Source organism: Saccharopolyspora terrae (genome assembly GCF_004348435.1).
In the GTDB taxonomy this organism is placed as follows: Bacteria; Actinomycetota; Actinomycetes; order Mycobacteriales; family Pseudonocardiaceae; genus Saccharopolyspora; species Saccharopolyspora endophytica.
Genome location: NZ_SMKS01000003.1, coordinates 28507 through 50721 on the forward strand (window position 1 = coordinate 28507; position 22215 = coordinate 50721).

General features: G+C 68.9%; 25 protein-coding genes. 5 read left to right on the plus strand and 20 right to left on the minus strand.

Annotation, left to right across the window (positions count from 1 at the left end; translation table 11 throughout):
• Nucleotides 1-9: 9 nt before the first annotated feature.
• Nucleotides 10-828 (minus strand): alpha/beta fold hydrolase, encoded by an 819-nt coding sequence (locus E1181_RS03070; protein WP_132672337.1) that lies wholly within the window; start codon nucleotides 826-828, stop codon nucleotides 10-12.
• A 142-nt stretch (nucleotides 829-970) separates the two neighbouring features.
• Here E1181_RS03070 and E1181_RS03075 point away from each other — a divergent pair, with 142 nt between their 5' ends.
• A complete protein-coding gene (locus tag E1181_RS03075; RefSeq protein ID WP_235875906.1) occupies nucleotides 971-1492 on the plus strand; it encodes a GNAT family N-acetyltransferase in 522 nt (173 codons plus the stop codon).
• A gap of 33 nt (nucleotides 1493-1525) precedes the next feature.
• Here the strand turns inward: E1181_RS03075 and E1181_RS03080 are convergent, their stop codons facing one another.
• The 9 genes from E1181_RS03080 to E1181_RS03120 all read right to left on the minus strand — a co-directional run bounded on the left by E1181_RS03080 (nucleotide 1526) and on the right by E1181_RS03120 (nucleotide 10087).
• Complete coding sequence (locus E1181_RS03080) at nucleotides 1526-2275, minus strand: alpha/beta hydrolase (protein WP_132672338.1); 750 nt, start codon at nucleotides 2273-2275, stop codon at nucleotides 1526-1528.
• A 63-nt stretch (nucleotides 2276-2338) separates the two neighbouring features.
• Entirely contained in the window at nucleotides 2339-2653 is a 315-nt protein-coding gene (locus tag E1181_RS31700) for a hypothetical protein (RefSeq protein WP_207921995.1), read from the minus strand.
• A 26-nt stretch (nucleotides 2654-2679) separates the two neighbouring features.
• Nucleotides 2680-3654, minus strand: coding sequence for a DUF3558 domain-containing protein (locus E1181_RS03090; protein WP_132672339.1), 975 nt, complete (start codon nucleotides 3652-3654; stop codon nucleotides 2680-2682).
• 120 nt (nucleotides 3655-3774) lie between these two features.
• Complete coding sequence (gene dhaM, locus E1181_RS03095) at nucleotides 3775-4464, minus strand: dihydroxyacetone kinase phosphoryl donor subunit DhaM (RefSeq protein WP_132672340.1); 690 nt, start codon at nucleotides 4462-4464, stop codon at nucleotides 3775-3777.
• Nucleotides 4461-5099, minus strand: a complete 639-nt coding sequence (gene dhaL / locus E1181_RS03100; protein WP_132672341.1) for a dihydroxyacetone kinase subunit DhaL — start codon at nucleotides 5097-5099, stop codon at nucleotides 4461-4463. The genes dhaM and dhaL overlap by 4 nt, the downstream gene beginning before the upstream one ends.
• 14 nt (nucleotides 5100-5113) lie before the next feature.
• A complete protein-coding gene (dhaK, locus tag E1181_RS03105) occupies nucleotides 5114-6109 on the minus strand; it encodes a dihydroxyacetone kinase subunit DhaK (RefSeq protein ID WP_132672342.1) in 996 nt (331 codons plus the stop codon).
• Nucleotides 6110-6303: 194 nt separating this feature from the next.
• On the minus strand, nucleotides 6304-7812 hold the full coding sequence (locus E1181_RS03110) for an aldehyde dehydrogenase family protein (RefSeq protein WP_132672343.1): 1509 nt from the start codon (nucleotides 7810-7812) through the stop codon (nucleotides 6304-6306).
• A gap of 261 nt (nucleotides 7813-8073) precedes the next feature.
• Entirely contained in the window at nucleotides 8074-8337 is a 264-nt protein-coding gene (locus E1181_RS03115; RefSeq protein ID WP_132672344.1) for a hypothetical protein, read from the minus strand.
• Between the two features lie 22 nt (nucleotides 8338-8359).
• The gene (locus E1181_RS03120; RefSeq protein WP_132672345.1) at nucleotides 8360-10087 is read right to left on the minus strand and encodes a sodium:solute symporter family protein; all 1728 of its coding nucleotides are present in this window, start codon (nucleotides 10085-10087) and stop codon (nucleotides 8360-8362) included.
• A 253-nt stretch (nucleotides 10088-10340) separates the two neighbouring features.
• Between E1181_RS03120 and E1181_RS03125 the strand changes: the two genes are divergently transcribed.
• On the plus strand, nucleotides 10341-10535 hold the full coding sequence (locus tag E1181_RS03125; RefSeq protein WP_132672346.1) for a hypothetical protein: 195 nt from the start codon (nucleotides 10341-10343) through the stop codon (nucleotides 10533-10535).
• Between the two features lie 356 nt (nucleotides 10536-10891).
• Here E1181_RS03125 and nucS read toward each other — a convergent pair whose 3' ends face one another.
• Complete coding sequence (nucS, locus tag E1181_RS03130; protein ID WP_132672347.1) at nucleotides 10892-11551, minus strand: endonuclease NucS; 660 nt, start codon at nucleotides 11549-11551, stop codon at nucleotides 10892-10894.
• Between the two features lie 120 nt (nucleotides 11552-11671).
• Here nucS and E1181_RS03135 point away from each other — a divergent pair, with 120 nt between their 5' ends.
• Both E1181_RS03135 and E1181_RS03140 read left to right on the plus strand, forming a co-directional pair.
• Complete coding sequence (locus E1181_RS03135) at nucleotides 11672-13072, plus strand: amino acid permease (protein WP_132672348.1); 1401 nt, start codon at nucleotides 11672-11674, stop codon at nucleotides 13070-13072.
• Nucleotides 13073-13179: 107 nt separating this feature from the next.
• On the plus strand, nucleotides 13180-13716 hold the full coding sequence (locus E1181_RS03140) for an NUDIX domain-containing protein (protein ID WP_132672349.1): 537 nt from the start codon (nucleotides 13180-13182) through the stop codon (nucleotides 13714-13716).
• Nucleotide 13717: 1 nt separating this feature from the next.
• Here E1181_RS03140 and E1181_RS03145 read toward each other — a convergent pair whose 3' ends face one another.
• On the minus strand, nucleotides 13718-14041 hold the full coding sequence (locus tag E1181_RS03145) for a putative quinol monooxygenase (protein ID WP_132672350.1): 324 nt from the start codon (nucleotides 14039-14041) through the stop codon (nucleotides 13718-13720).
• A 157-nt stretch (nucleotides 14042-14198) separates the two neighbouring features.
• Nucleotides 14199-15455, minus strand: coding sequence for a UDP-N-acetylglucosamine 1-carboxyvinyltransferase (gene murA, locus E1181_RS03150; RefSeq protein WP_132672351.1), 1257 nt, complete (start codon nucleotides 15453-15455; stop codon nucleotides 14199-14201).
• A gap of 189 nt (nucleotides 15456-15644) precedes the next feature.
• Between murA and E1181_RS03155 the strand changes: the two genes are divergently transcribed.
• Nucleotides 15645-16217 carry a cob(I)yrinic acid a,c-diamide adenosyltransferase gene (locus tag E1181_RS03155; protein ID WP_132672352.1) on the plus strand — a complete coding sequence of 191 codons (573 nt, stop codon included), beginning with the start codon at nucleotides 15645-15647 and terminating at the stop codon, nucleotides 16215-16217.
• Here E1181_RS03155 and E1181_RS03160 read toward each other — a convergent pair.
• The 7 genes from E1181_RS03160 to atpA all read right to left on the minus strand — a co-directional run bounded on the left by E1181_RS03160 (nucleotide 16214) and on the right by atpA (nucleotide 22171).
• Nucleotides 16214-16684, minus strand: coding sequence for a GNAT family N-acetyltransferase (locus E1181_RS03160; RefSeq protein WP_132672353.1), 471 nt, complete (start codon nucleotides 16682-16684; stop codon nucleotides 16214-16216). The genes E1181_RS03155 and E1181_RS03160 overlap by 4 nt on opposite strands.
• 29 nt (nucleotides 16685-16713) lie before the next feature.
• On the minus strand, nucleotides 16714-16890 hold the full coding sequence (locus tag E1181_RS31970; protein WP_235875908.1) for a GNAT family N-acetyltransferase: 177 nt from the start codon (nucleotides 16888-16890) through the stop codon (nucleotides 16714-16716).
• Between the two features lie 295 nt (nucleotides 16891-17185).
• Nucleotides 17186-17620 carry a DUF2550 domain-containing protein gene (locus tag E1181_RS03170; RefSeq protein ID WP_132672355.1) on the minus strand — a complete coding sequence of 145 codons (435 nt, stop codon included), beginning with the start codon at nucleotides 17618-17620 and terminating at the stop codon, nucleotides 17186-17188.
• A gap of 10 nt (nucleotides 17621-17630) precedes the next feature.
• A complete protein-coding gene (locus tag E1181_RS03175; protein WP_132672356.1) occupies nucleotides 17631-17996 on the minus strand; it encodes a F0F1 ATP synthase subunit epsilon in 366 nt (121 codons plus the stop codon).
• A gap of 170 nt (nucleotides 17997-18166) precedes the next feature.
• On the minus strand, nucleotides 18167-19597 hold the full coding sequence (atpD, locus tag E1181_RS03180) for a F0F1 ATP synthase subunit beta (RefSeq protein WP_132672357.1): 1431 nt from the start codon (nucleotides 19595-19597) through the stop codon (nucleotides 18167-18169).
• A 1-nt stretch (nucleotide 19598) separates the two neighbouring features.
• Nucleotides 19599-20519, minus strand: coding sequence for a F0F1 ATP synthase subunit gamma (locus E1181_RS03185; protein WP_132672358.1), 921 nt, complete (start codon nucleotides 20517-20519; stop codon nucleotides 19599-19601).
• An 11-nt stretch (nucleotides 20520-20530) separates the two neighbouring features.
• A complete protein-coding gene (gene atpA / locus E1181_RS03190) occupies nucleotides 20531-22171 on the minus strand; it encodes a F0F1 ATP synthase subunit alpha (RefSeq protein ID WP_132672359.1) in 1641 nt (546 codons plus the stop codon).
• Nucleotides 22172-22215 lie beyond the last annotated feature (44 nt).

Consider the following 22215-nt stretch of genomic DNA (forward strand, 5'->3'; position numbering starts at 1 on the left):
GGTAGCGGCTCACACGCCGATGCCGGCCAACCAGGGCCTCACCGCGTCGGCCAAGGCGTCCGGCGCCTCCAACGACGGCAGATGCCCTGAACCGGCCAGCTCGACGAGCTCCCCTCGTGGCAACGCATCGGCCATCTCACGGGCCGCTGCGGGCGGGGTGATGGTGTCCTCGGCACCGACGGCGACCATCGCGGGCCCGTCGAAGGCGCGCAGCGCCTCGAAGCTGTCGGGTCTGGCCGCCATCGCCCGCTGAGCCCACGCCACACCATCGGCGGGTTGCGCTTCGATCAGCGCCCGGAGGTCCCCCACAACCTCCGGGCGCTTCTCACGCGTGGCCGCACCCAGCAGGTTCGGCAGCATGTTCTCGGCGAGCCAGCCACCGGTGCCCTCCTGCTCGGCGCGGGAGGCGACGTTGAGCCGGTTGGTGCGCTGCTCATCGGTGTCGGCGGGAGCCTTGGTGTCCACCAGCAGAAGGCCGGCGACCCGCTGCGGGGCCGCCCGCAGCACCGCCATGGCCACGTAGCCACCCATCGAGCAACCGCCCAGCACCACGCGCGGCAGCTCCAGCTGGTCGAGCAGCTCCAGCACGTCGGCGGCGGCGACGTCGACGCTGGGGCGATCGACCGTCAGCGGCGCCGCCGCTGGTTCGATCATTCCCCGCGCCGTGGTCCCGTCGAGGGAGCTCTCCCCCAACCCGCGCTGATCGGGCGTGATGACCCGGGCCTGCTCCTCCAGCCGGCTGCGCAGCGGATTCCACATGCGCGCATCCACCGGGAAGGCGTGCAGCAGCACGAGGGGCGTTCCTGCTCCGGATTCGATGTAGTGCACGGGAACCATCCTGCCGGACCCGCCCCACCCGCAGCACGCAACAGGCCGGGCACGAGCACGGGAACCTTCCTGTCACCACCGGCGCACGCCAACCTGAAAATTCGGCTGCCGGACCGCTGCGGCCCCCGATAGCGTGCGTGGGGTGTCCGACCCTTCGGAGATCCGAACCCGGCGACTGCTGCTGCGTCGCCCGCTGCCCGCCGACACCGAAGCCTTCGTCGAGGTGCACACCAGCGCGGAGACGCACGCGCTCTCCGGATTCGGCCGACGCGACCGGGACGAGTCGCTGCGGCTGCTGGAGCGCTTCCAACTCGACTGGGACACCCGCGGCGTCGGCTACTGGACGGTGCTGGCCGCCTCCACCGGCGCGGTCCTGGGATTCGGTGGCCTCCGGCACTCAGTCGACGAGGGCGAGAACGTCCTCAACCTGTACTTCCGGTTCCTCCCGGCCGCGTGGGGCCACGGCTACGCGTCGGAGATGGGGCACGCAGCCGTGCGGTGGGCGCATCGCAACCGCCCCGAACACCCCGTCGTCATCGCCACCGCCGCGCACAACGCTCCGGCGGTCCGGGTCGCCGAGAAGCTCGGCTTCGAGCGGGTGCTGGAACGAGTCCACGAAGGCGTCCCGGAGGTGCTGTACCGGTTGACGGCTCCCCTGGCGTGAGCATGGGAACCTTCCTGTCACCCACCGCCGGGGTCACGAGTTGACGATGGTGACCTGACGGGTCTCCGACGGGCCGTCCCAGGTGCGGGGAAGCGGCGTCGCGACGTCGGGGGCGATGGTCTCCACGATGGCGTCCAGCGCCGCCTCCGCCTTGCCGACCCACAGGTGCTTGGTGTCGTCGAAGCCGGTCACCTTCGCCTGCGGGATGAGCGCGAAGCGCTCGCGGGCCTCCTGCGGGCGCAGGTAGTCGTCGAACTCGGGGATCAGTGCGTGCACGGGTTTGCCCGACTCGCCCCAGGCGCGCAGGTGGTCCTCGGTGCTCCAGCGCAGCGGCGGGGAGATCAGCACCGCTCCCTCCACCAGCGGGTCCAGCCCGTGCACCAGCGTCAGGTCGGTGCCGAAGGACCAGCCGACCAGCCACACGTTGGGCAGGTCGTGGAACTCGGCGTACTCGAGCGCCGCGGCGACGTCGAAGCGCTCGGAGTCGCCGTTGTCGAAGCTGCCCTGGCTGCGTCCCGCCTCGCTGGCGGTGCCCCGGGTGTTGAAGCGCAGCACCGCGATGTCGGCCAGCGCCGGCAACCGGAACGCGGCCTTGCGGTAGATGTGCGAATCCATCATGCCGCCGTGGGTGGGCAGCGGGTGCAGGCAGATCAGCGTGGCCCGCGGCTGCCCCGCCTCGGGCAGCGCGAGCTCCCCGATCAGTTCCAGCCCGTCAGCGGTGTGCAGGGTGATCTGCTCCCGGCGGGCGGGCAGCATCGTGTTGGCGCGGATCTCGGTGCTCATCGAACCCGATCCTGCCACGAAGGGGTGGCCTGCTCGTGGTGACCTGCGCAGCAGTGGCGCGCGCTACGACCAGCGGCGGGTGGGGCCGCGACGGGAGCGTGCCTTCCAGCAGCCGGTGTGCCAGTGCCTGCGCTCGTCGACACCGCCGAGCTCCGCTTCGGGCCAGGCCACGACGTGCGCGATGCCGGTCTGGATCTCGTGGTCGCAACCCGGGCAGCGGTAGACCTTGGTGGCCTGAGCAGCGGGAACGGTGCGCACCATCCAGTCGCCGTCCGGTCCCTGCTCGACGCGGGAAGCCCCGTAGGCGGTGCCGGCTCCGCGGTGACTGGTGTCCGCGCGGAGACCCTTCTGGCGCTGCTGTCGGTTGCGTCGAGGCACGTCGACAACGGTAACCGGTTCGGCGCTCACGGATTCGCAGGCGGCAGGCTCGGCCACGCCAACCGGGCAAGTCCGCGGGCGTAGTCGCACGCGTCCGTACCCGTCATGCCGGGCAGCGCGACGACGAGCTGGGCGACCTCGACCTGTCCGGCGACCGCACCGAAGGGGATGTGGGCGGTCTCCGCCGAGCACAGGGGAACCTGCGGATCACCACCCACGACGCTGAGCACGGTGCGACGCCCTTCCACCGGTTCCTCCACGGCGGCACCGTGCAGGAGCTTGGGCGGTTCGCCCGCGGTGTGCTGCAACTGCACGCGCGGGGCATCGGCCGACGGCTCGCCCCAGGCGCACTGGTGACCGGCGATGCCGGGACGTGGCCGCGCCTCCTCCAAGCCCGGGACCTGGTTCACCGCCGCGGTGTCCAGCACCGTGCACGGGTCGATCAGCGCCAACGAGTTCGACGGGTAGTCGCGGTGGCCTGCGCGCCCCTGCTGAACCGCGTCGGCGGCGGCCTTCGCTCCGGCGTCGGCGATGCCGCACAGCCCGGCGGCGGGATCACCGCTGAGCAGGTCGGCGCTGACCTGGAGCGAGACGCCGTCACCGAACTGAACGCGCCGGGTGCAGTGCCCGGGAGCGGGAGCGCTCTGGGAGATGCGCAGAGACCCGTGCTGCACGACCGGGTCCCCCGGCTCGATGGCCTCAGGGCCTACGAGTTCGCCGACCGCGAGCTGGATGAGCGTGTGGTCGTCGGGCTTGAGGTGCAGCAGGCAGTAGTCCAGCGACACCGTGCCCGCGTCCGACACCGCGCCGTAGGACTGCAGGGCGGCGGGATCCGTCAGCGTGCACGGATCGAGGGTGCGGATGTCGCCGAGCATGGTGCGCGCGCTCGTGTCGGCCTGCTGGGGTCCGCCGGTCGGAGTGGGGTTCTGCGCGGTGCAACCGGCGAGCAGCACCCAGCACACGAAGAGCAGCAGCATGCCTCGGTGGCGACGCGGCGACATCGACTCAGCCTAGCCCCCGATGACCTTGCAACGCAGTCATCAACACCGCCCGATCCTGGGTGGAGGGGAACCTTCCTGTCACCAGCGGTGGCAGGGAGGTTCCCCTCCGCAGGTCGGTGGCTACTCGTCGAAGTCGCGGTTGGCGAGGTCGATGATGCGCTCGACGGCCTGGACGGCGTCGGGACCGTTGGCCAGCAGGGTGATCCGGTCGCCCTTGCGCGCACCCAATCCCATGAGGCCGAGGACGCTGAACGCGTCGGCCTGCTTGTCGCCCAGGGCGACCTTGACCGTCGCCTGCAGGCCGGTGAGGCTGCGGGACAGCAGGGCTGCGGGTCGGGCGTGCAGACCGACGTCGTTGGTCAGTTCCAGCTCCCTGGTGACCTGGTCGGTGGAGTCCGGTTCAGCACCTGCGGGTTCAGCCGCTGGAGCTTCCGCGCTGCCTCGGGCGCTTTCGGCTGCTCGGGCCACGGTCTTCATGTCGTTGCCGCCTTGCGCCGAAACGGCTGCGGCAACGGCTCCCTCGACGAGCGGGGCGTCGACGACCAGAGCGCTGTCGGGGTCGCCGAGGGTTTCCACCGCGAGATCGGCGACCATCTGCGCGCTGCCCAGGTCGAACAGCACGACCGCGCCCGCACCGGAGTCGGCGTCGGACAGAGCGGCCGAGACCTTCTCGAAGTCGGTGCCGATCGCACCGTCCGGCAGGCCACCTGCCGGGACGATGCGCACCTCGGGCGCCATCTGCCCGGCGAGTTCGACGACTCCCTCCGCCAGACCGGAGCTGTGCGAAACGATGACCAGTCCGACGCTCATGCTCGGGCTCCTGCGGCTTCGGCGAATGCGGTCAACAGCAGCGCGGTGGAACGCGCCCCCGGGTCGATGTGTCCGGCGCTGCGCTCACCCAGGTACGAAGCGCGGCCCTTGCGGGCGACGAGCGGTTCGGTCGCCTGCGCACCCTGGTGGGCTGCTTCGGCGGCCGCGGCCAGCACCTTGGCGCCGTCGGCCCCGGATTCGGCGGTGTTCTTGGCCGCGTCGACCGCGGGCGCGAGGGCGTCGATCATCGTCTTGTCGCCGACCTCGGCGCGCCCCCGCGCGACGACACCCTCCATTCCCGCCTGCAGGGCCTTCGCGACGGCGCCCGCGTCGAGTTCCGCGTCGTCGCCGACCGCGGACGCCGCGCGCAGGAACGCCGTGCCGTAGAGGGGGCCCGATGCTCCACCGACCGTGGAGATGAGCACGGTGGCGGCGAGTTTCAGCGCGGCCGCCGGGGTTTCGGGCTCCGACGTCTCGATCTTCGCGATGACGGCGCGGAACCCTCGGTCCATGTTCTCGCCGTGGTCGGCGTCACCGATCTCGCGGTCCAGCTGGATCAGCTCGTCGCGGTGCTCGGCGACCACGGCGGCGCCCGCCCTGAGCGCGGCGATGATGTCCTGTGCGGTGCAACCCATTCCGGGACTCCTCCTCACCAGTGCAGCGCGGCGGTGTGCACCGGCGCGTCCCAGAGCTCGGTGAGCTCGTCGTCCAGTTTCAGCAGCGTCAAGCTCATGCCCTGCATCTCCAAGCTCGTCACGTACGGCCCCACGAGGCGCCGGCGGACGGTGATGCCGCGTTCGGCCAGCAGCCGCTCGGCGACGCCGTGCGCGAGGTAGAGCTCCAGCTGCGGGGTGCCGCCCATCGAGTTGGTGAACAGCAGGACGTCGTCGCCTTCGGCGAAGGGCAGGTCTTCCAGGATCGGGTCGAGCAGCTGCGCCACGATCTCGTCGGCGGTGCCCATCGGCACGCGGGCGCGGCCGGGCTCGCCGTGGATGCCGATGCCGATCTCCATCTCGTCGGGGGCCAGTTCGAAGCTGGGCTGGCCGGCGTGCGGAACGGTGGGGGCGGTCAGCGCCATGCCCATCGAACGCACCTGGGAGACGACCTTGCGGGCGAGCGCCTCGCACTCGTCGAGGCTCGCTCCGCGCTCGGCGGCGGCACCGACGATCTTCTCCACCATCAGCGTGCCGCCGACTCCGCGGCGACCTGCGGTGTGCGTGGAGTCCTTGACCGCGACGTCGTCGTCGACGATCACGCTGCGCACGTCGACGTCCTCCACGGCCGCGAGCTCGGCCGCGGTCTCGAAGTTGAGCACGTCGCCGGTGTAGTTCTTGACCACCAGCAGCGCCCCGGCACCACCGTGGGTGGCCGTGATGGCCGCCTGCACCGCGTCCGGAGTGGGCGAGGTGAACACCGCGCCCGGAACGGCCGCGGCGAGCATTCCCGAGCCGACGAAACCGCCGTGCAGCGGCTCGTGGCCGGACCCACCGCCGGAGACGACCGCGACCTTGCCCGTCACCGGTGCGTCAGCGCGGACGATCACCGCCGGATCGGTCTGCACCCGAAGCAGCTCCGGGTGGGCCGCGGCCACACCTCGCAACGCTTCGGCGACCACGTCCGCCGGCTCGTTGATGATCTTCTTCACCCGTAGGCCTCCTCGCCTGCGCTCCCGTCGCCGAAGCCACCGAGGCTCGACGCGATCAACCGTGCGCGGTCAACTCTGCCCGGGACGTGCGCCCGCGCAAATCCCCCTGGCGAACACCGGGGGATGCGAGCAAGGGAACCTTCCTGTCACCACGGGCGCAAGCCAAAGCGCCGACCGTGGTGGTCTGGATCAGCTCAGCGGCCGCGCATCACCTTGATGAGCTTGACGACCGTGCCGACGGTGCCCTTGGGGCGGGCGAAGCTCATCGGGTTCAGCGGGATCTTGAACTTGGTGCGGGTCACCGACTGCGGGCGGGCGAACTCGCGCAGGCCATCGGCGCCGTGGATCCGGCCGAAGCCCGAGTCGCCGACACCGCCGAACGGCAGGGCGGGCACACCGGCGAAGGCGATCACCGAGTTGACCGCGACCATGCCGCTGCGCAGCCGGCGGGCCAGCTCCACACCTCGGGCGCGGGAGAACACGGTGGCGCCGAGGCCGTACTTGGTGGCGTTGGCGTGGGCGACGGCCTCGTCCACGTCGCGCACGCGCTGCACGACCAGGGTCGGGCCGAAGGTCTCCTCGGTGATGGCGGCCGAGTCCTCGGGGACGTCGGCGATCACCACGGGCTCGACGAACGGCGGGCGCACCGAGTCGCGTCCGCCGACCACCGCACGACCGCCGCGCTTGATCGCGTCGTCGATGTGGTCGCGGATGATGTTGACCTGCGAGGCCATCGTGATGGGACCGAAGTCGGCACCCGGCTCGCCGCCCGGGCGCAGCTTGGCGGCACGGTCGCTGACCATCTTCAGGAACCGGTCGGCCACGGCGTCGTGGACGTAGACGCGCTCGACGCCGATGCAGGTCTGCCCGGCGTTGGACATCGCACCCCACACGGCGGCGTCGGCGGCCGCGGCCAGGTCCGCGTCGGAGTCGACGATCAAGGCGTCCTTGCCGCCGCACTCGACCAGCACCGGGACCAGGTTCTCCGCGCACGAGGCCATCACGCGCTTGCCGGTGGCGGTGGAACCGGTGAAGGCCACCTTGTTCACACCGGCCTGGCACAGCGCGGCGCCGGTCTGCCCGAAGCCGGTCACGAGGCGGAACACCGGGTGCTCCGGCACGGCCTCGGCGAAGGTCTTGACCAGCCACTCACCCACCCCGGGGGTGAGTTCGCTGGGCTTGAACACCACGGCGTTGCCGGCGGCCAGCGCGTAGGCGATCGAGCCCATCGGCGTGAAGGCCGGGTAGTTCCAGGGGCCGATGACACCCACGACGCCGTAGGGGAGGTATTCGACCGTGGCGGTCTGGTTGGACATCAGCACGCCGGGCGAGACCTTGCGCCGCTTGAGGACCTTCTCGGCGTTGGAGGTGGCCCACGCGAGGTGATCGATGACCAGCACGAGTTCGAGCTTGGCGTCCTCGAGCGGCTTGCCGGTCTCCGCGCACACCACGCCCGCGAGCTCGTCGAGGCGTTTGACCAGCAGTTTTCGCCAGCGATCGAGATGCTGCTTCCGACCGGAGAACCCGAGCTCGTCCCACGCCGACTGCGCCTCGCGTGCCGCCGCGACCTCGTTCCCGACCGCCTCCGCATCGTGGATCGGATGCTCGCCCACCACCTCACCGGTGCGCGGGTCGATCGACTGGAACGTCTCGAACCGCGCGCTGGCGATCTCTTCGACGTTCCCACGGGCGGTCTGGGTCATGGCCGGCCTCCCACCATTACGACGTTCATTGTCAGCGTGCAGCCTACGAAATACCGAGTCGGGAAAGAACCGTCATGTACCGCCCGACTCATGTGCTGGACACGCACCGTTGCGCGCTGGTCCACTTGACAGCTGCGCGTTGCCGACACGGTAGTCAGACGATCTCGGAATCGGGACCTGAACCGCAGAATCGGTATCGAAATGCGAAACGGCGCCCGCACCGTGAAGTGCGGACGCCGTCCCGGTCCCATTCAGCTCACGTCACTCGGCGGCGGCGCCGCCTTCGACGTCATCGGGAACCGTGATCGGACGCAGGCGGGCCCACAGGACGAACACCGCCGCGAACACCACCATGCCGAGGCCGGCCCACAGGTTGATGTTGAGCCCTGCGGACTTGTCGATCTCGGCCTGCGGCTGGATGAAGCCGAGCACGACGAGCACGACTCCGTAGATGCCGAAAAGCAGCGCGATCACCGTGCGAATGTCGAAGGCACCAGCGCTGTGCCCCGAACCTCCACTAGCCATGAGATTTCCTCCCAGTCCTGGCTCAGCCGAAGATGATGTTGAGGGCGATGATCAGGATCAGCGCGATACCGGCCAGCAGGCCCGGACGCCGGTACCAGCCGGAGTCCTCACCGGTGGTGGACGCCTTCAGGTTCTCCTTCGGCGTCAGGCCCCAGACCAGACCGACCAGCTGCTCATCGGTCTTGGGCTTGGTGGCCAGCGAGACGACGACGCTGACGATCACGTCGACGACGAACGCAACACCGGCACCGACGAAGCTCGCACCCTGACCAGGCAGGTCCAGCACTCCGGTCTCGGACAGAGCGTAGACCGTGATTGCCGAGGCCGTGCCCAGCACCAGACCGGACCAACCGGCGTGCGCGGTCATCCGCTTCCAGAACATGCCCAGGATGAACGTCGCGAACAGCGGTGCGTTGAAGAACGAGAACAGCTGCTGGAGGTAGTCCATCAGGTTCTCGTAGCCGGAGGCGATGAACGCCGTGCCCACGGCGGCGAGGGTGGCGCCGACGGTGACCCAGCGGCCCATCTGCAGGTAGTAGTGGTCCGGCTTGTCCTTGACGATGTACGCCTGCCAGATGTCGTAGGTGAACACCGTGTTGAACGACGACAGGTTGGCGGCCATACCGGCCATGAAGGACGCGAGCAGACCAGCCAGCGCGATGCCGAGGATGCCGTTGGGCAGCAGGTCTCGCATCATCAGCAGGATCGCGTCGTTGTAGTCGTACGGACCCTGCTCGGTGAGCTTGTAGTTGGTCATCTCCGGGATGATCACCGCGGCGATCATGCCGGGGATGATCACGATGAAGGGGATGAACATCTTCGGGAAGGCACCGATGATCGGGGTCCGCTGCGCGGCCGACATCGACTTGGAAGCCATCGCGCGCTGGACCTCGACGAAGTTCGTGGTCCAGTAACCGAAGGACAGCACGAAGCCGAGGCCGAAGATCATGCCGATGACGCTGAGGATGGGGTTGCTGAAGCCGGTCAGCTCAGCGCCCGGCCAGGCGGTCAGCTGCTCGGCGCCGCCCTTGCTCGCGGTGACCTTGTCGACCAGGCCCTGCACACCGCCGACCTTGACCAGACCGACGATGGTCAGCGGCAGGAGAGCCGCGACGATCACGAAGAACTGCAGCACCTCGTTGTAGATGGCGGCGGACAGGCCGCCCAGCGCGGTGTAGGAGAGCACGATCAGCGCGGCGACGAGCACCGAGACCCACAGCGGCCAGCCCAGCAGCGCGTTGACGATGCTGGCCAGCAGGTACAGGTTCACACCGGCGATGAGCACCTGGGCGAGGGCGAAGGAGATGCCGTTGACCAGGTGAGCGGCCTTGCCGAATCGGCGGAGCATGAATTCGGGAACGCTTCGGACCTTGGAGCCGTAGTAGAACGGCATCATGACCACGCCGAGGAACAGCATGGCCGGGACCGCACCGATCCAGAAGTAGTGCATCGTCGGCATGCCGTATTCGGCACCGTTGGCCGACATGCCGATGATCTCGATCGCGCCGAGGTTCGCCGAGATGAACGCCAGACCCGTCACCCATGCGGGCAGAGCGCGCCCGGAGAGGAAGAAGTCCAGACTGGTTGAAACGGCCCGCCTCGCCAGCCAGCCGATCCCCAGTACGAACGCGAAATACAGCGCCAACAACGCGTAGTCGACGCCGTTCGCGTCGAGTAGCTGACCTTGGGCTAGCAGCACTGCCGCCCCACCTCCCACAGACCCAACAAAGTCAAACGAGAACCACCACATTCGCGATAGCGGTCGGACAGTACCGCACAGATGAGGCGGCAGCCGTAAGCCGATATCAATTCGTTGGAGAAGACACTAAATCGATCACGGAACTTGCGCCGACTGGCGCCACGCAGGGGACTTTCCGGTCGTACGCGTGTGCACCCCGTGAGCGAGCGGGTCCAAGCGAGTGATATACGCGTTTTCCCGACTGTTTCGACGCACCGTGACGGTATGGTCACACAATGCATTCGCCACGCTGCGGGGAGGAACCGTGAACGCCCGGATCGATCTGGCGATCAGCGCCGGACTCGCGGAAGACCCGATCGACGAATCCCGCACCGACGTCGACGCAGCGTCAGCGGACCGCCGGCCCGAAGGACTGCTCCACCAGCTGGCGGCGATGCTCGCCCCGCTGTCCACGCCCCGCCTGCAGCCCTGCGACTGCAACGGTCGCGCACGCCGCTGACCCTCACGCGCGCGAGCACGGGAACCTTTCTGCCGCACCCGCCGCCGAAAGCGTCCCGCCATCCGACGCGGAACTCGCTGCCGGCAGTTCGCGATGGCGGGAATGGGAATGATGGGAACATTCCTGCCATCGCCCAATCCGATCCAATTCCGATCAAGATCGACGAATGGTCGGCGACGGCCGGTGATGCTCCGAATGCGTCGCGCAATGCCGAACATTCTCGGCCATCACTCGCGGTTCACGAGCACCCGGATTCATCGGCTGCGGATTCAGCGGCCCGGAAAGCCAGGTGAGGACGGGCAACACCGAGCGCCGTCGGAGCCGGGGAACCTTCCTGTCACCCCGGCCGAACTGCCTCAGAACAGGCGGTACTCGTCGGGCTCGATGCCGCGCAGCTTGTCGTAGTCCAGGACCACGCAGCGGATCCCCCGGTCCTCGGCCAGCGTCCGCGCCTGCGGCTTGATCTGCTGGGCCGCGAACACGCCCGTGACCGGGGCCAGCAGCGGATCGCGGTTGAGTAGCTCCAGGTAGCGGGTCAGCTGCTCGACACCATCGATCTCACCGCGACGCTTGATCTCGACCGCGACGCTCTTCCCGCCGTCGTCCCGGCACATCAGGTCAACCGGCCCGATCGCCGTCGGGAACTCGCGGCGAACCAGCGACCAGCCCTCTCCCAGAGTCGTCACGTGCTCGGCGAGCAACTCCTGCAGGTGCGCCTCGACGCCGTCCTTGACCAAGCCCGGCTCGACGCCCAGCTCGTGCTTGGAGTCGTGCAGCACCTCTTCGACCGTGATCACCAGCTTCTCGCCGGCCTTGTTCTGCACCGTCCACACGTCGGGGTCCTCGATGAGCCAGCACGGCGGGCTCATCCAGTTCAACGGCTTGTAGGCGCGGTCGTCGGAGTGCACCGACACCGAACCGTCGGCCTTCACCAGCAGCAGTCGCTGGGCCATCGGCAGGTGCGCGGTGAGACGACCGACGTAGTCCACCTGGCAGCGGGCAATCACAAGTCGCACCCGGCACAGAGTACGGGCGTGGCCATCGATGTCGAGCACCCCCACGGGTGATCAACGCCCCGCACCCGGCCGGGACCCGCGCCACACCCCTTCCCACCACCGGAGTTACCGTTACCGCTCGTGTCTTTCGCCCGCAGTCTGCTCCGCGTCAAACCCGCCGAACGGCTCGCCACCGAGGGCTCGCACAGCGAGCTGAACCGCACCCTGGGCCTGGTGCCGCTGGTGGCCCTGTCGGTCGGCGCGACGCTGGGAACCGGCATCTTCGTGGTGCTCGCCGAGGCGGCCCCGGCCGCCGGCCCGGCTGTCGTGCTCTCGTTCGTGCTGGCCGGGCTGGCCGCGCTGTGCTCGGCGCTGTCCTACGCCGAACTGGCGGGCAGCGTCCCCGTGTCCGGATCCGCCTACTCCTACACCTACGCGACCCTCGGCGAGATCATCGCCTGGATCTGCGGCTGGTGCCTGCTGCTGGAGTACGGGGTGTCCGTCGCCGCCGTCGCGGTCGGCTGGGGCGGCTACCTCAACGAGTTCCTGCAGGGCACCATCGGCGTGACCATCCCCGAGGCGTTCGCCGCACCCCCGGGTGAGGGCGGCGTCGTCAACGTGCCCGCCGCCGTCGTCGTGCTGCTGGCCACCGGCGTGCTGCTGCTCGGCGTGCGCGAGAGCGCGTGGGCCACGACCGTCACCACCGTGCTCAAGATCGCGGTGCTCGTGTTCTTCGTCGCGGTGGCCTTCACCGCGTTCAACTCCGGGAACCTGACCCCCTTCGCCCCCGCCGGGATCGCCGGCATCTCGGTCGGCGCCTCCGCGGTGTTCTTCTCCTTCATCGGCTTCGACGCCGCCTCCACCGCGGGCGAGGAAGCGCGCAACCCCGAGCGCGACCTTCCGAGGGCCATCATCCTGTCGCTGATCATCGTCACCGCGATCTACGTGCTGGTGGCCTTCGCCGCGGTCGCAGCCGTCGGAGCCGGAGCGCTGGGAGAGTCCGACGCGTCGCTGGCCACCGCGCTGCGCACGGTCACCGGCCAGGGCTGGCCCGCGGTCGTGCTCGCACTGGGAGCGGTCATCGCGATCGCCTCGGTCGTGCTCACCGTGCTCTACGGGCAGACCCGGATCCTGGTGGCGATGTCGCGCGACGGCCTCGTCCCGAAGATGCTCTCGCGGGTCAACCGACGGTCGGTTCCGGCCCGCAACACCGCGCTGGTGGGAATCCTCGTGGCACTGCTGGCAGCCGTGGTGCCGCTCAACCAGCTCGCCGAAGCCACCAGCATCGGCACCCTGGTCGCCTTCGGCCTGGTCAACATCGGCGTCGTGGTGCTGCGGCGGACCCGCCCCGAACTCCCGCGCAGCTTCCGCACCCCGCTGATGCCGTTCGTCCCGCTGCTCGGCCTCGCGCTGTGCGCGTACCTGATCACCGGCTTGGACGCGGTCACCTGGCTGACCTTCGCGATCTGGACGGCGATCGGACTCGTCGTGTACTTCGGCTACGGCCGCCGGAAGTCGCAGCTCAACCGCACGGCGGAGTAGGGGAACCTTTCACCCACCAAGGCCCTCACCAGGCGCTGCGCCGGGCTGGCGTGGCAGGAAGGTTCCCATGCTCACCTCCGGCGTCCGAGGACGGCAGGATGGGGCGCATGGAGCAGACCAGCAGCCGCGAGGTGTACGCGAATCCGTGGATGTCGGTGCGCGAGGACGGCGTCCGGCGCGACGACGGGACCCCCGGGATCTACGGGGTCATCGACAAACCGGACTACGCCCTGGTCATCCCCCTCGACGGTGATCGGCTGCACCTCGTCGAGCAGTTCCGCTACCCGCTGGGCATGCGCCGCTGGGAGTTCCCGCAGGGCACCGCGCCCGACCGGGCCGACGTCGAGGCCGGTGAGCTCGCGGCCCGCGAGCTGCGCGAGGAGACGGGGCTGCGCGCGGCGAACATGCTGGACCTGGGGCTGCTCGACGTCGCGCCCGGCATGTCCAGCCAGCGCGGCCGGGTGTTCCTCGCGACCGGGCTCACCGAAGGCGCGCACGAACGCGAGCACGAGGAGCAGGACATGCGCACCGCGTGGTTCAGCCGAGCCGAGTTCGAGAAGATGATCGCCGCCGGCGAGGTCACCGACGCCCAGTCCATCGCCGCCTACGCCCTGCTCCTGCTGCGCGAACGCCGCGACGCCTGACTCACAGGCCGACGCCGCCGAGCGCGTTCAGGTCGATCTGCTCCGGCGGTTCGGCGAGCATGCCCAGCACGTCGTTGAGGTCGATGTCGGATCGCGTGGCCACGGTGGTGGCCAGGGCCGCGTCCGCGCTGGCGAAATCCGTCCACGCTTCGACCACTCGCACCGTGTCGGGAGCTTCCACGTCACGGCTGACCAGGTAGAGCTGGCAACCCATCGATCCGCGCAAGCCCTCGGCCACCTGCATCATGATCGTGGCGAGTTCGTCGCCCCGGCCGGGTTTCGCGGTGAAGGTCATGATGCGGCCGACCCGCGTGGTGGTGCTCATCGGTTCCCTTTCCGGATTCTCACCTGGTCCGCGGAGGACTCTAGCCACCCGGACCGGTACCGATGATCATGATCCCCGACACTCCCGCAGGGCCTCGGGAACACCTGTGGCCGGTGCCCCCGGACGAAGCGGGACCACCGGCCACAGAGGACGAAGATCAGTCCGCGACGCGCTCGATGTCGGCGCCCAGCCCGCGGAGGTTCTCCACGAAGTTCGGGTAACCGCGGTCGATGTGGAAGACGTCCCACACTTCGGTGTCGCCGTCCGCGCACAACCCCGCCAGCACGAGGCCCACACCGGCACGGATGTCCGTGGCCCACACCGGGGCGCTGGACAACCGCTCCATGCCGCGCACCACCGCGTGGTGGCCGTCGGTGCGCGCGTCCGCGCCCATCCGCACCAGTTCTTCGATGAACCGGAACCGCGACTCGAACAGGTTCTCGGTGATCATCGAGGTGCCGTCGGCGACGGCCGACAAGGCCAGCGCCATCGGCTGGAGGTCCGTCGGGAAGCCCGGGAAGGGCAAGGTCACGTAGTCCACGGCCTTCGGGCGCTCCGGCATGACCACCCGGAAGCTCTCCTCACCGGTGGTCACCTCCGCACCCGCGCTGCGCAGCTTCTCCAGCATCAGGTTGGTGTGCTGCGGGTCGACCCCGTTGACCGTGATGTCGCCACGAGTGGCGGCGGCGGCGAACGCCCAGGTCGCACCGACGATCCGGTCACCGATCACGCGGTGCTCCACTGCTTTCATGGAGGTGACGCCGTGCACTGTCAAGGTGGAGGTGCCCGCGCCCTCGATCTTGGCGCCCATCTGCTGCAGCATCACGCAGAGGTCGACGATCTCCGGTTCGCGTGCGGCGTTGTCGATGACCGTGGTGCCCTCGGCCAGCACCGCGGCCATCAGGATGTTCTCGGTGGCGCCCACGCTCGGGAAGTCCAGCCAGATCTGCGCGCCCTGCAGGTTCTCGGCCTCGGCGACCACCGCACCGTGCTCGATGTGGCTGGTCGCGCCCAGCTTCCGCAGCCCGTTCTGGTGCATGTCCAGCGGGCGGGAACCGATCGCGTCGCCACCGGGAAGGGTCACCACGGCGCGGCGGCAGCGCGCCACCAGCGGCCCCAGCACGCACACCGAAGCGCGCAGCTTCCCCATCGACGGCGAGATCGCCTCGTGGCTGATCGAGGACGGCGTGGTGATGCGCACCGTGCCGCCGTCGATGGTCACCTCGCAGCCCAGGCTGCGCAGCACGTCGGCCATCAGCGGAACGTCCAAGATCTCGGGACAGTTCACGATCGTCGTCGTGCCTTCGGCAAGCAGCGCAGCGGCCATCAGCTTGAGGACGCTGTTCTTCGCCCCCACCACATCCACCGCGCCGACGAGGCGCGCTCCGCCGCGTACCCGGAAGTGCTCACTCACGAGCATCGAGGTTACGGCCCCCGCCCAACGCGCATCGGGGCGGGTCACGAGCTCGTGAGGGAACCTTCCTCCCACCGGGTGGAGGTGCGGGAACCCTTCCTGTCACCTGCGGTGCCGCAGCGGTGCATGTGGTGCGAGGGAACCTTCCTGCCACCTTCCGCCCACGGCGCGCACGCATAGGCTGTGGGCATGGCAGTCCACCTGACGAAGATCTACACGCGGGCCGGGGACGCGGGCACCACGCGCTTGTCGGACAACTCGAAGGTGCACAAGACCGATCCGCGCCTGGTCGCCTACGCCGACGTGGACGAGACGAACTCCGTGCTGGGCGTGGCCCTGGCCACCGCTGACCTCGCCGATGACGTCGTGGCCGTGCTGCGCGCCGTGCAGAACGATCTGTTCGACGTCGGCGCCGACCTGTCCACGCCCGTCGTGGACAACCCCGAGTACCCGCCGCTGCGGGTCACCCAGGCCTACGTCGACCGGCTCGAGGGCTGGTGCGACGAGTTCAACGGCCGGCTGGGCAAGCTCGACTCGTTCATCCTGCCCGGCGGCACTCCAGGTGCGGCGCTGCTGCACCAGGCGCGCTGCGTGGCCCGCCGCGCCGAACGTTCCGCCTGGGCGCTGCAGGACGCCGACCCCGAGCGCACGTCCCCGTTGCCCGCGAAGTACCTCAACCGGCTCTCAGACCTGCTGTTCATCCTGGCCAGGGTCGCCAACCCGGACGGCGATGTGCTGTGGAAACCGGGCGGGAACGCCTAGAGCTCCTTGCCGTAGCAGCGGCTGTCCGGGTCGCACCGGTAGACACCGAAGTTCTCGATCTGCTCGTACCCGCACGAGAGGTAGAGCCCGATGGCTTCGGGCTGCTTGGTGCCGGTCTCCAGCACCAAGCGCTTGTGACCGGCCAGCGCGGCGGTGGACTCCAGCTCGGCGAGCATCCGCCGGGACCATCCATTGCCGCGCTGAGCGGGCACGACGTACATGCGCTTGAGCTCCGCGTCGCCGTCCCGAAACCCCTCCTCACCGGTGTCGCGCGCACGCCAACCACCGGAGGCCACCGCCTCCTCGCCCAGGTAGCCCAGCAGGAACAGGCCGCGGGGCTGGAAGAACTCCGCCGGGTCGACCGGCGTCACGTCCTGCTCGCCGTAGCGCTCGACGTACTCCTGCTGCACGGCCTCGATCAGCCGCTGGGAATCGGGGTGGTCGTAGCCGACGGTCACGATGCGCACGCTCGCAGCGTAATCGGCCGCGCCCCTGGTCATCGAAGGGTTTTCTCGAACCAGTACGCGGCGTGGGGGTTGTCGTTGCAGGCGGGGATCTCGGCGGTGCCGTCGGACTCGGTCCGCAGCCCACCGCACCCCATCGCCTCGCCGGCGAGCCGCACCAGCAGGAACACGCCCTTCGGCGGCGTGAAATCGTCCTCAGCAGGTGGCACGCCCCCACCCGGACGGAATCCCTCCGGAAAGTGCTCTGCGAGCTCAGCGACGTACTGAGCCAGCGCACGCTGGACGTCAGGGCTCTCGAAGGGTTCCGGCCTGATCGTGAGGCCCTCGGTCACGAGGGCCGGTCTCGGCAACCCCAGCCGTGCGAGGCCATCCGGCTCGGCGTGAGCACGGGAACTTTCCTGTCATCACGCGGGTCGGGAGTGGCAGGAAGGTTCCCATCCTCCGCCCCCAGGGCACGAAAAAGCGGGGCCCGTGGTCGGACCCCGCTGTTGTTCGTCGGGCGTTCTACGACGCCCACGGCACCGAATGTCCCGGTGGTGCCGATTCGAGCCAGGACAGGAAGCCGGTCAGCGCGTCGCTGTTCATCGCCAGCTCCAGGTCCGGGCCGGTGAGGTCCAGGACCGTGGAGCCGCTCGGCATCGCGTACGCCTCCGCGACCGAGGGTTCACGCCGCTGGGCGATGTCGACGGTTCGCCGGTTGATCACCCAGTTCGGGCCGGAGCGAAGGCTCAGGATGCGGTACCAGGCGAATTCCTCGCCCCGGTAGTGCGCCACACCCAGCTGCCAGCCGCGTCCTTTGCCATCGGTGGCGCGCAGCGCCACGTCGATGCCTCCGACCCGCAGTTCGCGCACTCGTCGCCAGGCCAGCAGCCCCACCGCGAGGGCGGCGAGCAGCAGCAGCGCGAACGCTACGACGAGCAACACGACCGGCGACCCCATGCTGGCCCGATCAGTCCGTGTGGCCCGCTGCTCGCAATCGGGCTGTCGCCTGGGTTCTGGCCAGCTCGTCGTCGCTCTTGACGTCCTTGCGAGCCTGCGCCACGTCGATCTCCTGCGCCAGCTCCGCGGACTCCGCGAGCACGCTCACGCCGGCACCGGTCACCGACAGGAAGCCACCGTGGACCGCAGCGGTCACGGTCTCCTTGTCGGTGGTGGTGATGCGCACGACACCACCCTCGACCAGCTGACCGAGCAGCGGTTCGTGGCCCGGCAGGATGCCGATCTCTCCCTCGGTGGTCTGCGCGACGACCGCGGTCGCCTCCCCGGACCACAGCAGGCGCTCGACGGCGACCAGTTGGACGGACATGTTGGCCACGCGCGTCTCCTTTGTCGGGTGTGTGCCCGCAGTCTAGCCAACGCCACCAGGGCGATCTGACTGGCCGGGCTGAAAATGCCTAGTGGCAAAGGGGGTCGGGACCCGTCGGGCCCCGACCCCGCTCGCCGGTTTTCACCACACCCCGCCAGGCTTGCAAGCGGGGTGGCAGATCACTGCTCGGTGAGCTTCTTGTACGCCTGCTCGAGGTCGTCGAGACCACCGATGGACAGGAACGCCTGCTCCGGGTAGTGGTCGAAGTCGCCCTTGCACAGCTTGTCGAAGGCCTCGATGGTCTCCTTCACCGAGACGAAGGAGCCCTCCTGGCCGGTGAACTGCTTCGCGACGAAGAAGTTCTGCGACAGGTAGCGCTGGATGCGACGCGCCCGCTGCACCGTCACCTTGTCCTCTTCGGACAGCTCGTCCATACCGAGGATGGCGATGATGTCCTGCAGCTCCTTGTACTTCTGCAGGATCCGCTTGACCTCCTGGGCCACGCGGTAGTGCTCCTCACCCACGACCGACGGGTCGAGAATGGTGGAGCTGGAGGTCAGCGGGTCGACCGCCGGGTAGATGCCCATCTGGGAGATCGGACGGGAAAGCTCCGTCGTCGCGTCCAGGTGGGCGAAGGTCGTCGCCGGGGCCGGGTCGGTGTAGTCGTCCGCCGGCACGTAGATCGCCTGCATCGAGGTGATCGAACGACCACGCGTCGAGGTGATGCGCTCCTGCAGCTCACCCATCTCGTCGGCCAGCGTCGGCTGGTAACCCACGGCCGAAGGCATGCGGCCCAGCAGGGTCGACACCTCCTGGCCGGCCTGGGTGAACCGGAAGATGTTGTCGATGAACAGCAGCACGTCCTGGTTCTGGACGTCGCGGAAGTACTCCGCCATCGTCAGAGCGGACAGCGCCACGCGCATACGGGTGCCCGGCGGCTCGTCCATCTGACCGAACACCAGCGCGGTGTCGGCCAGAACGCCGGACTCGTCCATCTCCACCCAGAGGTCGTTGCCCTCACGGGTGCGCTCGCCGACACCGGCGAACACGGAGGTACCACCGAAGTTCTTGGCGACTCGGCGAATCATCTCCTGGATCAGAACGGTCTTGCCGACGCCGGCACCACCGAACAGACCGATCTTGCCACCCTGCACGTACGGGGTGAGCAGGTCGATCACCTTGATGCCGGTCTCCAGCACCTCGGTCTTGCCCTCGAGCTGGTCGAAGGCCGGGGCCTTGCGGTGGATCTCCCAGCGCTCGGCGTCCGAGCCGTAGCCCGGCTCGTCCAGGCAGTGGCCCAGCGCGTTCCACACGTGGCCCTTGACCTTGTCGCCGACCGGGACGGAGATCGCCGAGCCGCTGTCCACGACGTTCACGCCGCGGACGAGGCCCTGGGTGGGCTGCATGGAGACCGTGCGCACCACGCTGTCACCCAGGTGCTGGGCGACCTCGAGCGTCAGCGTCTTGGCCATGCTCTCGGCCGTGATCTCGGCGGTCAGAGCGTTGTTCAGGTCCGGCACCTGGTCACGCGGGAACTCGACGTCCACGACCGGGCCGAGCACCCGGACGACGCGGCCCGTGCCAGTGCTGGTGGCAGTAGCAGCAGTCATGTCACTCACTTCCTGCGGACGAGAGCGCCTCGACACCGCCGACGATCTCGCTGATTTCCTGGGTGATCTGGGCCTGGCGGGCCTGGTTGGCCTCGCGGCTTAGGTTGCGGATCAACTCGTCCGCGTTGTCCGTCGCCGACTTCATGGCCGTCCGGCGAGCCGCGTGCTCCGACGCCGCCGAGTCCAGCAGGCCCGCGAACAGGCGGGTCTTGATGTACTTGGGCAGCAGGGCGGAGAACAGCGTCTCAGCGTCCGGCTCGAACTCGAAGACGGGCTTGAGCTTGCGCTCGTCGGTGTACTCGACCTCCAGCGGAGCGATCCGCCGGACCGCCGGCTTCTGGGTCAGCATCGACACGAAGTCGGTGCTGACCAGGTGGAGCTCGTCCACACCCAGCTTACCGTCCGGACCACCGTCGTCGAGGTAGTCGTCAGCGCCCGCCAGGAACGCCTTGACCAGGGTCTCGCCGACCTCGGAGGCGTTGGCGTACTCGGGCCGGTCGCTGAAACCGGACCAGCTCGCCTCGATCTCGCGCTGCCGGAACCGGTAGTACGACTCGCCCTTGCGGCCGATGACGTACAGCACCGGCTGCTTGCCCTGCTCGCGGAGCAGGGACTGCAGCTCCTCGGCCGCCTTGATGACGTTGGCGTTGTACCCGCCGCAGAAACCCCGGTCACTGGTCACGACCAGCACACCGGCCCGCTTGGGGTTGGTGCGCTCGGTCAGCAGCGGGTGGTCCAACGTGCTCACGTCAGCCAGCGCGGACAGGACGCTGGTGATCTCCTCGGCGTACGGCCGCGAAGCCTCGACCCTGGCCTGCGCCTTGGTGATGCGCGAGGTAGCGATCAGCTCCTGCGCCTTGGTGATCTTCCGGGTCGATTTCACCGACCGGATGCGATCCCGGAGTTCCCGAAGGGTTGCCATGGCTTAGCTGGTCACTCCTTCGGAGCCGGCTTGGCGACCTTGACGGTCTCCTGGCCGACCTCGTCGGCTGCCAGAGCCTCGGCGTCGGGCTCGCTCGGCGCGGTGGTGGCCGAACCGGTGAAGCTCTTCTTGAACTCCTCGACCGCGTCCACGATGACCTTCTCGGCGTCGGCCGACATCTTGCCGGTCTCGACGATGTCCTTGAGCGTGGTCTCGTGGTTGCGGCGCATGTGGGCCAGGAACTCGCTCTCGAAGCGACGCACGTCGGCGATCGCCACCGAGTCGAGGTGACCCTTGGTGGCGATGTAGAGCGACACGACCTCGTCCTCGACCGGAAGAGGCTCGCCCTGACCCTGCTTGAGGATCTCCATCAGGCGGGCACCGCGGTCCAGCTGGGCCTTGGAGGCGGCGTCCAGGTCCGAGGCGAAGGCCGAGAAGGCCTCCAGCTCGCGGTACTGGGCCAGGTCCAGACGCAGCGAACCGGTCACGCTCTTCATCGCCTTGATCTGCGCGGAACCACCGACACGCGACACCGAGATGCCGACGTCGATGGCGGGGCGCTGACCGGCGTTGAACATGTCCGACTGCAGGAAGCACTGGCCGTCGGTGATCGAGATGACGTTGGTCGGGATGTAGGCCGACACGTCGTTGGCCTTGGTCTCGATGATCGGCAGACCGGTCATCGAGCCCGCGCCCAGCTCGTCCGACAGCTTCGCGCAGCGCTCCAGCAGACGCGAGTGCAGGTAGAAGACGTCACCCGGGTAGGCCTCGCGACCCGGCGGACGACGCAGCAGCAGCGAGATCGCGCGGTAGGCCTCGGCCTGCTTGGTGAGGTCGTCGAAGATGATCAGGACGTGTTTGCCCTGGTACATCCAGTGCTGGCCGATGGCCGAACCGGTGTAGGGGGCCAGCCACTTCAGACCCGGGGAGTCCGAAGCCGGAGCGGCGACGATGGTGGTGTAGTCCATCGCACCGGCGTCCTCGAGGGACCGCTTCACACCGGCGATCGTGGAGCCCTTCTGGCCGATCGCGACGTAGATGCAGCGGACCTGCTTGGTCTCGTCGCCGGACTCCCAGTTCTTCTTCTGGTTGATGATCGTGTCGACCGCGACCGTGGTCTTGCCGGTCTTGCGGTCACCGATGATCAGCTGGCGCTGGCCGCGGCCGACCGGGGTCATCGAGTCGATGGCCTTGATGCCGGTCTGCATCGGCTCGCCGACGCCCTGCCGCTGCACGACCGTGGCGGCCTGCAGCTCCAGCGGACGCTGCTCCTCGGCAACGATCTCGCCGAGGCCGTCGATGGGCTCACCCAGCGGGTTCACCACGCGACCGAGGAACTTGTCGCCGACGGGGGTCGACAGGACCTTGCCGGTCCGCTTGACCTCCTGGCCTTCCTCGATCTTCTCGGACTCACCCAGGATGACCGCGCCGATCTCCTGAGCCTCCAGGTTCATCGCGACACCGTAGATGCCGCCGGGGAACTCCAGCAGTTCCTCGGTCATCACCGAAGGCAGGCCCTCGACACGGGCGATGCCGTCACCGGTCTCGGTGACGACCCCGACCTCCTCGCGGCTGACCTCCGGGGAGTAGCTGGAGACGTAATTCTCGATCGCACTGCGGATCTCGTCCGACGAGATCGTCAGCTCCGCCATGTCTCGTTCCTGCCCTCGGTTAGTTCTTGGAAGGGAGTTGGTGT

Excerpts from the sequence above, each read along its gene's own strand:
- E1181_RS03090 (WP_132672339.1), bottom strand. The coding sequence starts at position 3,654 with ATGTCGCCGCGTCGCCACCGAGGCATGCTGCTGCTCTTCGTGTGCTGG.
- atpA (WP_132672359.1), bottom strand. The coding sequence starts at position 22,171 with ATGGCGGAGCTGACGATCTCGTCGGACGAGATCCGCAGTGCGATCGAG.
- dhaM (WP_132672340.1), bottom strand. The coding sequence starts at position 4,464 with ATGAGCGTCGGACTGGTCATCGTTTCGCACAGCTCCGGTCTGGCGGAG.
- E1181_RS03145 (WP_132672350.1), bottom strand. The coding sequence starts at position 14,041 with ATGAGCACCACCACGCGGGTCGGCCGCATCATGACCTTCACCGCGAAA.
- E1181_RS03140 (WP_132672349.1), top strand. The coding sequence starts at position 13,180 with ATGGAGCAGACCAGCAGCCGCGAGGTGTACGCGAATCCGTGGATGTCG.
- atpD (WP_132672357.1), bottom strand. The coding sequence starts at position 19,597 with ATGACTGCTGCTACTGCCACCAGCACTGGCACGGGCCGCGTCGTCCGG.
- E1181_RS03115 (WP_132672344.1), bottom strand. The coding sequence starts at position 8,337 with ATGGCTAGTGGAGGTTCGGGGCACAGCGCTGGTGCCTTCGACATTCGC.
- E1181_RS03170 (WP_132672355.1), bottom strand. The coding sequence starts at position 17,620 with ATGGGGTCGCCGGTCGTGTTGCTCGTCGTAGCGTTCGCGCTGCTGCTG.
- dhaL (WP_132672341.1), bottom strand. The coding sequence starts at position 5,099 with ATGGGTTGCACCGCACAGGACATCATCGCCGCGCTCAGGGCGGGCGCC.
- E1181_RS03080 (WP_132672338.1), bottom strand. The coding sequence starts at position 2,275 with ATGAGCACCGAGATCCGCGCCAACACGATGCTGCCCGCCCGCCGGGAG.
- E1181_RS03120 (WP_132672345.1), bottom strand. The coding sequence starts at position 10,087 with ATGTGGTGGTTCTCGTTTGACTTTGTTGGGTCTGTGGGAGGTGGGGCG.
- E1181_RS03155 (WP_132672352.1), top strand. The coding sequence starts at position 15,645 with ATGGCAGTCCACCTGACGAAGATCTACACGCGGGCCGGGGACGCGGGC.
- E1181_RS03110 (WP_132672343.1), bottom strand. The coding sequence starts at position 7,812 with ATGACCCAGACCGCCCGTGGGAACGTCGAAGAGATCGCCAGCGCGCGG.
- E1181_RS03185 (WP_132672358.1), bottom strand. The coding sequence starts at position 20,519 with ATGGCAACCCTTCGGGAACTCCGGGATCGCATCCGGTCGGTGAAATCG.